Consider the following 16257-nt stretch of genomic DNA (forward strand, 5'->3'; position numbering starts at 1 on the left):
AATAAGTTGAAACAAGTATTAACTTTTTTCTCTGCACACGTTAATCTAAGTAATTCTCTAGTTTTCTGAACAATAAGATTGTTACTTATGAAAAATTTACAATACATTTTACTTTCTACTGTAATGTTATTTATGGGTCTTGTTGCAAATGCAAGCGATATAAACAATAAAGTAACGTCAGAAAATGAACCTATACATGTATATCCGATTCCGGCCAATACTCAATTCCATATTGACTTTAAAAATAACGAGTTTTCGGATGTCACGTACAAACTTGTGAATCTTGAAAGTGGATTCACAACTACTATTGATAATCAAAATTCTATTAACCATCAAATATCAACGTTTGATGTAAGTTTATTGCCAACCGGAACTTACATGTTGATTATTGAGGAAAATGGAAAAAGCATATACACAAAAAAAATGGTCATAAACCATTTCGGAGTATAAAAGTCAAACATAAACCGTTGACGTTATACATCAAATAAAAGATATAAACATAAATTTAAAGCACACATTTCTAATTTTGGAATGTGTGCTTCTTTATTTTTTAAAAACGGATACCGAGTGTCAGGTCCATCACACTCAATGTATTGCCTTCATAACTTCCTCCGTAGTTATAGTTCAGCTGAACATTAAAGATAGATATCAGAGTTCCTGCCCCTATCCTTGCTCCAAATTTCCAAAACTTATCAATGACCTCAGGATCTTTATTTGGTCCATTTGATTTCAAATAAAAAGACCTTACAGCTCCCAAACCTCCTTGCACATAAGGATGAAAAGTGGTTTCAGCCTCTTTTGAAAGAATAAAATATCTTCCTTCTAAAAGTATTGGTACTTGATACCAAGCTTGTGATAAAGATGCATCAAAAGGAATAGCGGCCAAGCCATTAACATGCCCCGCTAAGACAGCATCAAATTTTTCATTGACATTATAACTCAACTCAATATAAGCGGCAAAACCTGCACTAGAAAAAGGGGAAAGGTCTCCAACCCCTGATGATCCGCCACCACCAATACCAAAATGTATCTGAGCACTTGAAAAATTTGAAATGAATAAGAAGGTAAAAATGAAGAGTAGTTTATTTCTCATTATATAATTTTTTGCTTTGAAAAGTAATTAGCTTGATCCATTACATTTCTTTTGAAAATGTAAATTGGGTTAACAAACATATAAGCTTGTTTTAAGTACCAAGACAAAATTACTTATTAATAATTCCTCTGTTATTTTGCAATTACTACCTTTTAAAAACGATCAATAGAGCTACTATTCATGCATTTTTTAAAGTTGTACTCACTAAAAATATTCAAGAATTAATTATCAATTCATTTTTGTATAGTACTTAATTAAAAATAAAAAGGAAAAGCTGTAAATCAAAAGAGGTTGCCTTAAAAATAAAGCAACCTCGAATGTAATTTCGGTAAGTAATAGCTGTATTTACAGTATATATTATTCAGAAGACTTTGGAATAAGCTCCAAAAACTCTTTACGAGTAGCTTCTTCTTTAAACTTTCCGCTGAAGTGTGAAGTGACTGTAGCACTATAGGTATCTTCAATACCTCTCATAGAAACACATAAGTGTTTTGCATCAATCAATACTGCCACATCTTCAGTGCCTAATGTTTTCTTCAAATCTTCAGCAATCTGCACGGTCAAACGCTCTTGTACTTGAGGTCTTTTAGCATAGTGCTGTACAATTCTATTGATTTTTGATAAACCAATTACTTTTCCATTAGAGATATAAGCTACATGTGCAAAACCAATAATTGGCACAAAGTGATGTTCACAGTTGGAGTAAAAATGGATGTTTTTCTCAATCAACATCTCATCATACTTGTACTTATTGTCAAACAGCTTGATATCAGGACGATTCTTAGGATTTAAACCACTGAAAATCTCCTTGACATACATTTTTGCCACTCTATCAGGCGTACCACTGAGGCTATCGTCCGTAAGGTCAAGACCTAACGTATCCATAATTTCTCTGAAATGAGAAGAAATCTTCTTCATTTTTTCCTCATCCGAAAGCTCAAAAGCGTCTTTCTTCATTGGAGTGTCATGAGAAGTCCCAATGTGGTTATCACCTATTTCATCTATTATAGTATCGTTATGAATCTCCACTTCTTTAGGCTGAAGGGTATTCCACGAAATTCCGTTCTGTTTCATACAAAATAATTTTTAAGGCAAATTTGTCATCTAACTGATCTCTGAGAATATTCCAGATTACCACACAAATATTTTCTGCAGTTGGATTTAAAGAAGAAAACTCCTTCACCTCTTCATTTAAATTTTTATGATCTAAGTAATCCAATACATGTTCTTGAATAATGTCTTTCAATATTTTCATATCAATTACATATCCTGATATTGGATCAATCTCACCTGTGACTTTTACAATGAGATTATAATTATGTCCATGATAATACGGGTTATTACATTTGCCAAACATCTTTCGGTTTTCTTCAGCTGAGAGTTGTTCGTTGTGTAATCTATGAGCCGCATTAAAATGTGCTTTACGTGATACTGTTACTTTCATCTTTAACTAAAATGCTTCATAATAGAAGTTTGCAGAATGAAAAATACGTATCAAATTTCAATTCACAAAGTTACGAGAGATGAAGCTATTATCTAAAAACATTCTAAAATAGTTTAAACTCATTATCACATATTATGTTTAAACAATTTCAAACAAAGTTTAACGAACTAAAAATGCACCTTTATTCTTTCTTGTTCTGCAATTATTAACTAAAAAAATAATTATTTGTTTTATCAAAGTTTAAAATCTTTACTTCAAATTAAAAGGAAGTTGGTATTTTTGAACAAAGAATAAACAGATGACAATTACACAACTTGAATATATAATTGCGGTTGAACAGCACCAGAGTTTCTCAGCGGCGGCAGATGCTTGCTTTGTCACTCAACCTACTTTGAGTATGCAGATTAAAAAGCTGGAAGAACAACTCGACGTTGTCATTTTCGACAGAGGAAAACAACCCATTATCCCAACTGATGTTGGTAAAAAAATTATTGAACAAGGGAAAATTGTCTTGAAGGAAGCTCAAAAAGTCAATGATTTAATTCTAGACTACAAAGGTGAAATTAGTGGAGAATTGAAAATTGGTATTATTCCAACATTAGCTCCCTATTTAATTCCACTTTTTGTAGGTTCCATTTCAAGAAAATTCCCTCATCTGCAACTAAAGATCAAAGAACTTCAATCAGAACAAATCATTAAGTCGCTCAATAACGACACTATTGATGTGGGGTTGCTAGTCACGCCAATTCATGAACCCGGCATTACCGAAGAGCCTCTTTTCTATGAAGATATTGTGGTTTATACCAACCCTGATTATAAGTTTGAGCAACAGTTGGAGGTAAACATTGCAGACCTTACATCGCCGGATATTTGGCTTTTGAGTGCAGGACACTGTTTCAGAGATCAAGTAATCAACCTTTGTTCTTATCAGAATACGAACAAAATGAACAGCACTCTTCCTATTTCTTATGAAAGTGGATCTCTTGAAACGTTGATACGTCTGGTAGATAAAGAAGGTGGATTTACGCTTTTGCCTGAATTGGCAGTGGATGAATTGCCCGAAGATGCTAAAGACAGAATCAGAACTTTTGTGGATGAAAGACCAATGCGTGAAGTAAGTTTAATCTACGCAAGGAATTACGCAAAAGCAGGTTTGATAAAAGTATTATCGGATAGTATTAAAGAAAGTGTTCCAGAACAACTATTGACCAGAGAAAGAGGTCATGTTGTGGAGTGGAGATAAATAGTTTTAGAAGAGTAGAAAGTGATTAATAATTACCTTCATTGATGGCTTTCAACTCTTCTAACTCTTTCAAACGGGCTTCGTGTTCATCCACCCATTTTGTCAAGTTGTAGTCCTCGTTGGGATAAAGTTCATAATAAGAAACATATTCACTTCCCATAGCTGAGAAACGCTCAGTAAAATAAACTTCAATCTGACCAAAATTCACACTGATATTTTTAGTCCATTGATCATAATCACTTTGAGAAAAAGTCTGTTGCGCCATTTGACGCTCCATTTTTGCTTTTTCAATTTCCTCTTGATAACTCTTATCGGTATTCATCAAATCTGATTTCAATACCTCATACATCTGATATTCTTCAGGTGTAATATCAAAAAGATCTTTACCAAAATACCTTGCCCACAAGTACTCGTCTTGAGGACGTTCCTTGAGTAGTTTCCATATTTGAGGTTTAACCAATGGATCTTCAAGCATTTCAGAATCATCATAATACTGAGCATAGGACATAGTAGGGCTAACCATCCAAATAATGGACAACATCAAAAAGCTAGCAAATATGTTTTGTATCAAATTCATCCAAAAATTATAACTTGAGATTAAAAAAAGCCTACTACTCATTAATATTATACTGTTTAAATAACGATAGAGTTTCTTTTAAAATTTTATTAACAAACTAAAAAATGAAAAAATAATGCCAAATATAGGAAATATCCTATTCCTTTTACAAAATACTAAATCTATTTTATTGAACATAATTCATCAATGACTATTATATTTGCACTTAAGCACTAGTTCAAAAATAATATTATTTTATAGAACTGTCTTATTGGCTCAATTGAACAATTTTGATTAAAAAATTAAAAGAAAGAACTAACAGCTTTTAGTTAAATAGATTTTAGCAGTCTATTTTGTGTTTCAAACTTTCAAAATATTAGATTATGACAGCAAAAGTGAATATTGGAAAGGCACTACTTCAACGTTTAAGTCAACAACTTAAAGGAGAATTACATTACGACGACGTAATGAGAACACTGTATGCCACTGATGCTTCTGCATACCGTGAACTGCCCCTAGCTGTCGCTTTTCCAAGAGATGAAGAAGACATCAAAACTCTTATCACATTTGCTAACCAAAACAACACATCCCTAATCCCTAGAACTGCAGGAACTTCATTAGCAGGACAAGTAGTAGGACATGGTATTGTCGTTGATGTTTCAAGAACTTTCACCAAAATTCTTGAAGTTAACAAAGAAGAGGGTTGGGTAAGATTACAGCCGGGCGTTATTCGTGATGAGTTGAATAAACACCTTAAAGATTTTGACCTATTCTTTGGTCCTGAGACTTCTACGGCTAACCGTGCCATGATTGGCGGTATGGTTGGCAATAACTCTTGTGGTTCCAACTCAGTACAATATGGATCTGCTAGAGACCATTTGATTGAGGTAAGAGGCTTTTTAAGTGATGGTTCTGAGGCCGTTTTCAAAGAAGTAACAGCGGAGGAATTTGAAGCTAAAACGCAACAAGACAACCTTGAAGGCAGATTGTACAAGGAAATCAAAGAAATGCTTCTTCCTGAAGAAGTTAGAGCTGAAATTGCCAAAGAATTTCCGAAACCTTCTATTCCCAGAAGAAATACAGGATACGCCATTGACTTGCTTGCAAGAATGCAGCCTTTCAATCCAGAAGGTAAGCCGTTTAACTTCTGTGAACTGATTGCGGGTTCTGAGGGGACATTAATTTTCATTACTGAAATCAAAATGCACTGCAACCCTACACCTCCTAAATACAAAGGTGTGTTGTGTGCTCAATTTGATTCAATTGACGAATCGTTAAAAGCAAACCTTATTTCCCTGAAATTCAATCCTACAGCGGTTGAATTAATGGATAAATATATTCTAGACTGTACAAAAAACAGTATCGAACACCGTCAAAACAGATTTTTCCTTGAGGGAGACCCTGTAGCAGTTTTGGTAACCGAAATTGCTAGAGATACCGTTGAAGAGATGCGTGCTGATGCAGCCGCTCTCGAAAATGCTTACAAAGAAGCCGGTATGGGACACTACTTCAAACTTGTGGAAGGTGAGGACGTAAAAAGAGTTTGGAATTTGCGTAAAGCAGGTCTTGGACTACTTTCAAATGTACCTGGCGACCCTAAAGCTGCACCTGTAATTGAAGATACGGCTGTAGATGTTGAAGACCTTCCTGCCTACATCGCTGAATTCAATGAGATATTGAAGAAGTATGACTTATTCTGTGTACACTATGCACATGCTGGATCTGGAGAATTGCACCTTAGACCTGTTTTAGACTTAAAAACACAGGACGGTAACAAAATGTTCAAGGTGATTGCTGATGAAATTGCCAAACTTGTAAAGAAATATAGAGGTTCACTAAGTGGCGAGCACGGTGACGGCCGTCTCAGAGGTGAATTTATTGAATATATGGTAGGTTCAAAGAATTTCAAATTAATTGAAGCTACAAAAAGATCTTGGGACCCTGATAATATTTTCAACCCGAACAAAATTGTGGATACTCCTCCTATGGATGAGAGTCTTCGTTTCATGCCAGGTATTGAAACTCCTGAAATCAAAACTACATTAGACTTCAGTGCTTCTCAAGGTATTATCAGAGCGGCTGAGTTCTGTAATGGTGCTGGAGCTTGTAGAAAAACAGAAGTGACTGGTGGAACAATGTGTCCTTCTTACATGGCCACTAGAAACGAGAAAAACACAACTCGTGCTAGAGCTAATATTTTAAGAGAATACTTAAGAGCTCCTTACACTATCAACCGTTTCAACCATAAAGAAATTTATGAAGTGATGGATCTTTGTCTATCATGTAAAGGTTGTAAGTCTGAATGTCCTTCAAATGTAGATATTGCAAAACTAAAAGCAGAGTTTTTACAGCAATATTACAAGGCGAATGGTGCTCCAATGAGAGCAAGGATGATTGCTTACTTCCCTCGTTTGACACAAATGGCGATGCTAACTCCAGGTTTATTTAACTGGATGGTCAGCAACCCACTGACAGGAAGTATCTTCAAGTCAATCGCTGGTTTTGCTCCTGAAAGATCAATTCCAAAAGTGCATAAACATACTTTTAAGAGTTGGTTGCAAAAATATACTCCAAAGAAAGCCAGCAAAGGGAAAGTATATATCTTCTGTGATGAGTTTACCAATTATAACGACACTCCAATTGGTCTGAAAACGATCACCTTATTGGAGAAACTAGGTTATGAAGTAGAATGGCAACCTCACGTGGAAAGTGGTAGAACATTCCTTTCTAAAGGTTTTGTTGAAGAAGCGAAAGACCTTGCGTGTCAAAACGTGGATATGTTGAAAACTTATATTTCTGAAGAAACTCCATTGATCGGCATTGAACCTTCAACAATTATGGCTTTCCGTGATGAATATCCTGATTTAGTACATGCTCATCAGAAAGAAGACGCGGCCAACCTTGCTCAAAATGCGTTGATGATTGATGAGTTTATAGCTAGAGAAATCAAGGCTGGAAAAATCACTTCAGATCAGTTTACTGAAGAAGAAAAGCTTGTGAAATTACATACTCACTGTCAGCAAAAAGCAACAGGTACACAAGTGACAGGCAAGCAGATGCTAGGTTTACCTAAAAATTATAAAGTTCAGATTATTCCATCTGGATGTTGTGGTATGGCCGGTTCATTTGGTTATGAAAAAGAGCATTATAAAGTATCTATGGATGTAGGAGAACTTGTATTATTCCCTACGATTAGAAAACTCGATGACAATGTAATTATTGCGGCGGCAGGTACGAGCTGTAGGCATCAGATTAAAGATGGAACAGAGAGGGATGCATTGCACCCCGTAGAAATATTGCTGAATGCATTAAAATAGTATTACAAAAGGAAGAGCGGTTTATTTACCCTCTTCCTTTTTTTATATAAAAAACTGAAAATCAAACATTAGACTATCTTCAATCTTTCAATACCACCTATTTTCATTCGACTTTCTTCTTATTCAAAATTATTATCTGAACGACTTTAAAGAAGGTGTTTATATCGGTTAATGAATGAAGATTTTTTAAACTAGACTCTCTATTTTTGCATTACACAATGTAATAAATCAACTACAAATGAAGAACAAGGTGTTAATAACTGGTTTAAACAGTATTATCGGAAAAGAAGTATTTCGATACCTTGCTCGTCATACACAAACAAAAATTGTAGTTGGTCAAAGACACGATCCTGATTTACCCCTTCAGGACGCTGAGTACCGTTATCTTGACTTCAATGATGTCAAATCATTTCAAGAAACGTTGATTGGCATTGAGACTGTCTTTTTAATTATCCCTCGTCACATCCATCAAATTGAGCATTCTTTCAGCTCTTTTATTGATGCCTGTAAATCTTCAGGAGTATCGAGAATCATATTTTCTTCTGTATACCGTGGTAAATTCAGTGTGATTCTTCCACATCATAAAGTGGAAAAACTCATCAGAAAAAGTGGTATTGACTATGTGATCGTACAAGCCACTTATTTCATGCAAAACTTGACGACTTTCTTTAAAAGAGAAATTCAAGAAGATCAGAAAATTGCCATTCCTCACCTCAGCAGAAAAATGAATTGGATTGATGCAAGAAATGTTGGTGATGCCATTGTGAATCTCATTTATAAGTTTGATGATTATAAAAATCAAACGATTCCGCTGATGGGCAATGAGAACAAAAACTTTATGGAAGTTACCGCTAAGTTAACTGCTACTTTGCCGAAAGATGTAGTTTATAATGCTACTTTCAAAGAGTTTGTAAAATCACTCAAAAGAAAAGGTCTAGAGTACAAAGAAATATCTTTATTGGTGCTTTTCATGATGTTGGAAAGGTTGGATTATAAAACTGAGATTCACCCTAACTATGAAAAAATAACGGGTAAAAAACCCACAAGACTGATTGAATTCATTATGAGGCACTTGCCAGATCTAGAACCCGCCAATAATGAATAATTTATTTCCACCTGCTTACTCTTTCTGCTTTCTCCAATACTGCTGAAGAAAATGCATTAAATCTAAATTGAAGTAAGCGTTTCCTACCTTCTACACTTCTCGTAAAATAAAGTTTTGATTGATTGACGTATTTATTCCAGTTCTTATGGAATATTTCAGCTGTTCCTTTTTTCTTTCCTAATTGTTCAGGTACTGCATGATAATCTTTTTGAGAAAAGAAATGGAAAAAAGAATTAGACCTTTCAACGATATATCTCGGGTTTTGAATTGGATTCACAATCTCCTCCAAGGCACTGATAAAAGAGTTCTTCTCAAAAGTACTTCCGCCCTCCAAATAACAAAAAGACTCACCATAATTATTCACAAAAGTCTTTACAGATAAACTATCAGGGTCTGAATAAAAAATCTTAGTCTCAATCAAAGAACGCAAAAGTGCATTGCCTATTTTCTGAATATCTTTCGTTACATCTCTATATTTCAAGTAGATTTTAGCAGTTTTAAAAAGCTTTTTCCCAAAGTAAAAAAGTCCACCAATATCAAGAAAACAAAGTATCATCAACAAGTCATTTCTACTCTCTGCATACATTAGGCCATCTATTATTTCATAAATGTCTAAGAAATGAAGTAAAAACAACTGTCCTAATTCCAACAGCATATAACCCATAGTTACATTGAAATAGAACTTTTTCTGACGGTGGAAATCCTTCTCTTTTCTATCAAATGGCATTTTAATTTCCTCCGTAATTTCCACTCCATTTTCAATAGCCTCTTCCCATTGCTCACGAAGCAAGTCTCTTTCATCGGCTGATTGAAACATTTTCTGATTCATTTCTTCAGCCGTTTGAGGAGTAAATTTATTTGGAATTTCCATTCTCAAAATACCGTTTTCAATGGTTTTTATTTCTCTTTCTGAAATCCCGACAAAAGCTCTAAATCGTCTTTTCAAGACTTGAAAATCACTGCCTCCATTCGTGTTTGTTGGGTCAACAGCAACCAAATGCCAAATATTACTGGTTTTACTTTTATCCAATTGTGACGTTCTGATCGCTCTTCCTCTCATTTGATTGGATAATACATAAGAACCTACAACACTTGCTAAAATCAATGAATTAATACAAGGTGCATCCCAGCCTTCTCCTAATAAGGCCTTTGTACCAATCACTACATTGAAACATCCTTTTTCAAACAACTGCGTTACTATTTCTACTATATCGTGTTTTAGTTTTTCAGACAAATGAATCAAGACATAATTAGAATCATGCTTGACAGGAGTTGTTATCAATTCAATATTCAACGCCTCTAATTTTTCTTTCAATGGACTCACTGCTCCCTCAGGAAGGATAATCAATGAACCTGTCAGCACACATAATTTGGTATTAAGATTTCGCCTCAAATACTCAAAAATGGGAACTACACCCAATTTGTCAATTTCAATCTGTTCATTTAGGTATTCCTTTCTGATATAATCACTTAAGACTACCATTCTTAAACTTTCCCCCAATGTGTTGTTCTCAAATTGAGCAATGGACAAAATACTTTCGATTTTCCCAATACTTGATTTTAGTTGCTGAGCTATTTCGGCATCACTTTCTAACACTACTTTCCGCCCTGAAATACCGCCGTGCATTCTGATAAACTGCTCCACTTTCTTGATATGTTGAGAGAACAACTTATCATTCCTTTTTTCATTAAAAATCAAATAATTAAAAAGCACTTCGAGCCAATACTTATCCAGTTGAGGCAATGTTTTCTTTTTATTTCCTGTCAATTCGAAATGAAACGCAGAGAGCTCCTCATCGTTAGAGGAAAGGTAGATTAAAATTGAAGAATAGATTTCTATATTATCATAAATCCACTCCAAGTTTGATTTCGGATCTTCGATTGCCGGGTAACGTAATAAGTAATCGATGAGAAAACCGTCTGATGCTATTTCATTTTCTATTGTTTTTCTACTTTCCCTATGGTTATAAATAAGGGACAGTTCACTTTGTGTAGGCTGAGAAAAGTGAATATAATCCTGATGAGGACACAGGTTATGTTCTTTGACCAACTCTGGAACACTGATTTCAGTATCAATCGGACCGTTCAATTCAATATATCTTTCCCATTCAGAAAAAGAGACATCATAAGGAGGCGTTGCAGTAAGTCCTACCACCTTGGGTTTCAATTTTGCTTTTAAAGCGATCAAAGTTTGCCACCAAGCATTTTTCAAGTGATGTGCCTCATCCAATACTATGGTTCCAAAATTGAATCCTTCAAAATTATTTTCTTGAAATTCTTTCTCTTCAGACTCGTCTTCTTTACTTGACAGTGCATGTAATGCGTGGTAAGTAGAAACTGTAAGGAATTTGGGCGATTTTATATCATTAGAAATCCAATCAGGAATGTTTGAAACTTGAAGAAATAAATCACAAAACCGTTGAATCCATTGATTTCTAATTGCGATAGTAGGAGTAAGAATAAGGGTAGGTTGGTTGATTTCCAGCATTACTTGCAATCCTAAAACTGTTTTTCCAGATCCAGGAGGAGCTATCACATGTAAATGATCATCTGTAAGATGGGTATTCAGTTCATCTAGAACCCTTTTCTGATAGGATCGCCAAGAGTATTTAAATGAGATGTTTTCTGGGAAAATATTCAGTTGATTATTTACAGTTTCCTTCATTGATTATTTTAGTTTTTCAGCTAAATCCAGTGTTTTAATTAATTCTTCTAGTTCTTGCTCAGATGTATAGGGATTTTCCATTACAAGGTTTTTACCAAATACATGAAAATAAGTTCTCCCAAGGTAAAGGTTGAATAAGTCAATATCTATTTTTCCGTTTTGATATGCTCTATACAAAACGACAGCTTTATTATTTCTCTTATCAATATCAGTAATGTGCTGATAAACAAAGAAAGGACTCCGAATGGCCATTCCTGTATAGTTTTCCGGAGATGGAAAGCCATGCTGACGAATAAAAACATCAATTTTATATTGATTTACCTGATCAACATCCATCATTTTTTGTCCTAATTCTTGATATTCTGGAGAATCAGTACCATACTTTGTAACCACCTCTTGAAAAAACGTAGCATTACGCACTTTCTGATCTTCCTCCAAAACTTTCAATAAATACCACTCCCTTTTCTCAATAGTATCTAGTGCAGAAACTTCTTTGATAATGGCTTCTTTGTCAATAGTGGACGACTGACATCCAAAAAACAATGCGAAAGTGAAATAAAATATATGCTGAAGTGTTTTTAACATAAGTGTTTAGTTTGGTACTGATCCATAAAAAATATGCCTTACAAATGACTAATTTAAACATTTTATAAAGCATATTTTTTAAAATAATTTTGGAATAATAGTTATTTATTCAGCAGGCAGTAAGTCACAGAAATGGAATTTTGAATTAATATCATTTCCATCTGCATCTTTATAATTGTATTCTCTAATTGTTTTTTCCCCGACTTTAAAATTTACAGGTTCAGAAAAAATAGGACCATCAAATACAAATGTGTGGAACTCTCCATTTTCTCCACAAGGGTCAATTCCTTCTGGCAGATCATTATAAAAATCCATATCCAACACCCTGCCGTTGAACTTTTCTCCCAACGTGTCATTTACAGCTACCGCAATAGCCTTAAATCCTGCAGCTACAAATTCTTTATACAATTGGTCGGTATCACCGCCCCAAAGTGGAAAATGACATTTTAATCCTACTTTAGTCATTTTTTCTTCACGATACTGTCTCAGGTCTTCCAGAAAAATATCACCCAATACAAGGTCTTTGATTCCTTTTTCTACAAAAGGGGTTAAACTTTTTGCTAGTTCTCTGTCATAAGTGCCATGTGAAGTATCTTCCTTTATATGCATTTTATACAAAGGGATACCAATTGATTCAGCTTGTAGGTCTAACAGTTCTTCTCTCACTCCGTGCATACTAATTCTCTTATACTCTGCAGAAAGCGATGTGAGCAAACCTTTAATTTCCCACTCTTTCAAGGCTTTAAACAAAGCAAATGAAGAATCTTTTCCACCACTCCATTGAAATAATGCTTTTTTCATTTATTTCTAAACTTTATTTTATTACTTTTGACTATCAATTGAAGGTAATTTATGAAAAGCATTTTAAATATCGCCCCGATAAAAATCACCATCCTACGATGTTGTTGATTGTCAATGTTTAAATTTATGCATCCCCGTATAAATTCAATTACCCCTATCCTATTTTTACATAAAAACAAATTTCCTGCATGGATCACTGTGTATTTTCTCTTTTTCTTAAGGGAATATTTTGCATTTTTGTGACGCCATAAGGTTCAAAATAAATATTGCGCTCATGCAACCAGATTTAAGAAAACAACTAAAAGTATACAATACGTTATCACGTAAAAAAGAACTGTTTCAAGCAATTAATCCTCCTTTTGTTGGAATGTACGTATGTGGTCCAACCGTATATGGTGATGCACATTTAGGGCATGCAAGACCTGCTATTACTTTTGACGTTATTTTTAGATACTTGAAGCACCAAGACTATAAGGTACGTTATGTGCGTAATATCACAGACGTTGGACACCTTGTAGGAGATGCCGATGAGGGTGAAGATAAAATTGCAAAAAAAGCAAAGCTGGAGCAAATTGAACCAATGGAGGTAGTACAGTACTACACTGACCGCTACCACAATGACATGAACTCATTGAATGTTCTTCCTCCAAGTATTGAACCTCGTGCCACTGGACATATCATTGAGCAAATTGAGATGATTCAGAAAATTATGGAATCAGGTTATGCTTATGAGTCGAATGGTTCGGTATACTTTGATGTCGTAAAATACAATGAAGACAAGGAGTACGGTGCACTATCAGGCAGAAATATTGATGAAATGCTTGAAGGTACTCGTAATCTTGATGGGGTAAGTGATAAGAAAAACCAAGTGGATTTTGCACTTTGGAAGAAAGCAGAACCAGAACACATTATGCGTTGGAACTCTCCTTGGTCTGATGGTTTTCCTGGGTGGCACCTTGAATGTTCTGCAATGAGTGCAAAGTACTTAGGTGATCATTTTGATATTCACGGTGGTGGTATGGATTTAAAATTCCCTCACCATGAAGCCGAAATTGCACAATCTCATGCTTGTAATCATGTGGAGCCAGCCAAATACTGGTTACATAACAATCTGATCACTATTAATGGTCAGAAAATGGGTAAGTCTTTAGGTAACTTTATCACTTTAGAAGAGTTATTTGAAGGAAAGCATGACTTGTTAGAAGAAGCGTATTCACCAATGACTATCCGTTTCTTTATTCTTCAAGCACAATACAGAAGTACATTGGATTTCTCTAATGATGCACTGAAAGCGGCAAGAAAAGGATACAGAAAAGTAATGAATGGCCTTCGCCTAGCGAAAAGTATGGAATACAAGGCTGATGACAGTGTTGAAATCAATGAAAAGCAAGCCAAAAATATTGAAAGCATCGTTAACTCTATTTACAGAGGAATGAATGACGACTTCAATACTGCTGTGGCAATGGCTGGTATTTTCAACTTATTGAAAAAAATCAATGCTGTTCATGGAGGTAATATTCCTGCTGCTCAACTCGGTGAAAAGGCATTCAATGATATGATTTCTAATTATATCACTTTTATTGAGGATGTATTGGGATTAAAAGAAGAAACTCCTGATCACTTCTTCCAGGCTTTGGATTATATTATCAAAGATTATTCTAATGCTAAAGAAGTAAGAGATTATGATAAAGTAGATGCTATCAGAGCACAACTGAAAGACATGGGTGTAGTGGTAAAAGATACCAAAGCCGGTGTGGAATGGGCTTATGATGAGGCATAGTCTCTGAAAAACATATTGTTAAATAAAAAGGTCTTCAATTTTGAAGGCCTTTTTTCTTTTCCTTCTGTTTGTCAGTCATTTTCAAATAAAATAACATGCAATTGTTACAAAACATTACAACAGTCTCTTTATTAACAATAAAGATTTGGAACTTTTTGTTGTTAATAATTGTTTACACTAATATTGCACAATACAAAGAATCATAAGCTACATTTCTAATAAATACGACAAGTTTTCAAAACAAATCTTAACAGACCCGCGTATTTACTTTAAATTTCGATTAAGCTTTACTTAACAAAATAAATTCACTATGTCTAAAATATTACTTAATTCTTTCTTTGCCGTTTTTTTATTTTTTCCTATTGTTGTTTTTGGACAAACTGAACTTGATGATGACAATGACAACGAACTAAGCAATGGTGATACTCACGAAACGCTTCAAGGTGCGGGAGATAGTGGAGTCTATCAACACACTGGAAACCTCACCTTCAAAGATGGTCTCGACTTCGTCAACAAACTGCAAATGTCTACTACTCCAGGCATTGGAGGAGCAGATGATACCTATAGTAATTATGTGATTATTAAAGGCAACCTAACTGTAGAAAGTGGTGCTACTGTATCAATTAACAACAATGGCTTATTGATCATTACAGGAGATTTGATCATACAAGGATCAGCAAGTTTTCACAACAGTGGTTATTTTATCGTAATGGGAAGCGTTAGTGGAAGTGGAACCATAGACAATGGTAGTGGAGGAAGTGCTTTGCCTGCATATATTGCCGGTGATGTTGAAAACTCTGATATTATTGCTGATGCAGATGTAGACAGTCCTGCAAACATTGCAGACAACACAGTAAATAATATATTAGATTTTGAAGATGTTGACACTTCACTTCCTGTAGAACTTATTTCATTTACAGCTTCTAAAACTGAAAGTGAAGTAAAATTGAATTGGTCTACAGCCTCTGAAGAAAATGCTTCACACTTTGAAGTTTATGTATCAAAAGACAATAAAAATTGGGATTTAATTGGCAGTGTTGATGCGAATGGGAATTCGTCTACACGAATCAATTATACTTTCTCCGATGATGAAGACTATCAAACAACAGTCTATTATAAGCTAATACAATACGACTTTGATGGTAAAAATGAAACGTTTGGGCCTTTAGCTGTACAATTCTCTAACGATGAGAACACCTTCACTACAGCCGTTTTCCCTAATCCAAGCAACACAGGAAACACTTCTGTTCAAATTGGAGGAATGAACCTTGGTGCTACTACAACTCTTCAATTAATTAATAGAGAAGGCAAAGTAATTCTATTCGATACAATTGACAGTAATAACATCACTTCAGCTATTTATCAATTAAGTGATAAAGTAGAGTTGAAACCAGGTTTGTATGTATTAAAAGTGAACTCAGGTGTACTCCAAGATACAAAGAAGATTATAGTTCAATAAAACAGAATATATCTGATCAAAACTCCAGAAGAAACATCAACTCTTCTGGAATTTTTTTTATACCCTTTCATCTAATACGATTATGCCATCATAGCTTCAGCATTCATTAGTAAGCTCAGATCAATTTAAATAATCACATAAAATTACAGTTTACAGCATGAACTTACGAAGCAATATAATGTAACATATAGTAGATTTCCACACAATAG

General features: G+C 34.6%; 13 protein-coding genes. 6 read left to right on the forward strand and 7 right to left on the reverse strand.

All coding sequences use genetic code 11. The features are described 5' to 3' along the window. Positions 1–87: 87 nt before the first annotated feature. Positions 88–450: a T9SS type A sorting domain-containing protein gene (locus AVL50_RS14845; RefSeq protein WP_082795832.1), complete on the forward strand. Its 363-nt coding sequence runs from the start codon at positions 88–90 to the stop codon at positions 448–450. Between the two features lie 100 nt (positions 451–550). Here the strand turns inward: AVL50_RS14845 and AVL50_RS14850 are convergent, their stop codons facing one another. The 3 genes from AVL50_RS14850 to AVL50_RS14860 all read right to left on the reverse strand — a co-directional run bounded on the left by AVL50_RS14850 (position 551) and on the right by AVL50_RS14860 (position 2537). Beyond that, complete coding sequence (locus AVL50_RS14850) at positions 551–1093, reverse strand: hypothetical protein (protein WP_062617266.1); 543 nt, start codon at positions 1091–1093, stop codon at positions 551–553. A 357-nt stretch (positions 1094–1450) separates the two neighbouring features. Then, positions 1451–2167, reverse strand: a complete 717-nt coding sequence (gene folE / locus AVL50_RS14855; protein WP_062617267.1) for a GTP cyclohydrolase I FolE — start codon at positions 2165–2167, stop codon at positions 1451–1453. Beyond that, entirely contained in the window at positions 2127–2537 is a 411-nt protein-coding gene (locus AVL50_RS14860; RefSeq protein ID WP_062617268.1) for a 6-carboxytetrahydropterin synthase, read from the reverse strand. Before AVL50_RS14860 ends, folE begins: the two co-directional genes overlap by 41 nt. Before the next feature lie 298 nt (positions 2538–2835). Here AVL50_RS14860 and AVL50_RS14865 point away from each other — a divergent pair, with 298 nt between their 5' ends. After that, positions 2836–3780, forward strand: a complete 945-nt coding sequence (locus AVL50_RS14865; protein WP_062617269.1) for a hydrogen peroxide-inducible genes activator — start codon at positions 2836–2838, stop codon at positions 3778–3780. A gap of 25 nt (positions 3781–3805) precedes the next feature. Here the strand turns inward: AVL50_RS14865 and AVL50_RS14870 are convergent, their stop codons facing one another. Further along, entirely contained in the window at positions 3806–4357 is a 552-nt protein-coding gene (locus tag AVL50_RS14870; protein ID WP_157491338.1) for a hypothetical protein, read from the reverse strand. Between the two features lie 362 nt (positions 4358–4719). Here AVL50_RS14870 and AVL50_RS14875 point away from each other — a divergent pair, with 362 nt between their 5' ends. Both AVL50_RS14875 and AVL50_RS14880 read left to right on the forward strand, forming a co-directional pair. Next, positions 4720–7653: an FAD-binding and (Fe-S)-binding domain-containing protein gene (locus tag AVL50_RS14875; protein ID WP_062617271.1), complete on the forward strand. Its 2934-nt coding sequence runs from the start codon at positions 4720–4722 to the stop codon at positions 7651–7653. Positions 7654–7891: 238 nt separating this feature from the next. Next, the gene (locus AVL50_RS14880; protein WP_062617272.1) at positions 7892–8758 is read left to right on the forward strand and encodes an NmrA family NAD(P)-binding protein; all 867 of its coding nucleotides are present in this window, start codon (positions 7892–7894) and stop codon (positions 8756–8758) included. Position 8759: 1 nt separating this feature from the next. Here AVL50_RS14880 and AVL50_RS14885 read toward each other — a convergent pair whose 3' ends face one another. The 3 genes from AVL50_RS14885 to AVL50_RS14895 all read right to left on the reverse strand — a co-directional run bounded on the left by AVL50_RS14885 (position 8760) and on the right by AVL50_RS14895 (position 12809). After that, positions 8760–11423 (reverse strand): DEAD/DEAH box helicase family protein, encoded by a 2664-nt coding sequence (locus AVL50_RS14885; protein ID WP_062617273.1) that lies wholly within the window; start codon positions 11421–11423, stop codon positions 8760–8762. Between the two features lie 3 nt (positions 11424–11426). After that, entirely contained in the window at positions 11427–12008 is a 582-nt protein-coding gene (locus AVL50_RS14890) for a hypothetical protein (protein WP_062617274.1), read from the reverse strand. A gap of 105 nt (positions 12009–12113) precedes the next feature. After that, on the reverse strand, positions 12114–12809 hold the full coding sequence (locus AVL50_RS14895; RefSeq protein ID WP_062617275.1) for a diphthine--ammonia ligase: 696 nt from the start codon (positions 12807–12809) through the stop codon (positions 12114–12116). Between the two features lie 274 nt (positions 12810–13083). Here AVL50_RS14895 and cysS point away from each other — a divergent pair, with 274 nt between their 5' ends. Continuing rightward, on the forward strand, positions 13084–14589 hold the full coding sequence (gene cysS, locus AVL50_RS14900; protein WP_062617276.1) for a cysteine--tRNA ligase: 1506 nt from the start codon (positions 13084–13086) through the stop codon (positions 14587–14589). 310 nt (positions 14590–14899) lie between these two features. Further along, entirely contained in the window at positions 14900–16048 is a 1149-nt protein-coding gene (locus AVL50_RS14905) for a T9SS type A sorting domain-containing protein (protein ID WP_062617277.1), read from the forward strand. Positions 16049–16257: the final 209 nt, after the last annotated feature.

The organism is Flammeovirga sp. SJP92 (assembly GCF_001583495.1).
Classification (GTDB): domain Bacteria; phylum Bacteroidota; class Bacteroidia; order Cytophagales; family Flammeovirgaceae; genus Flammeovirga.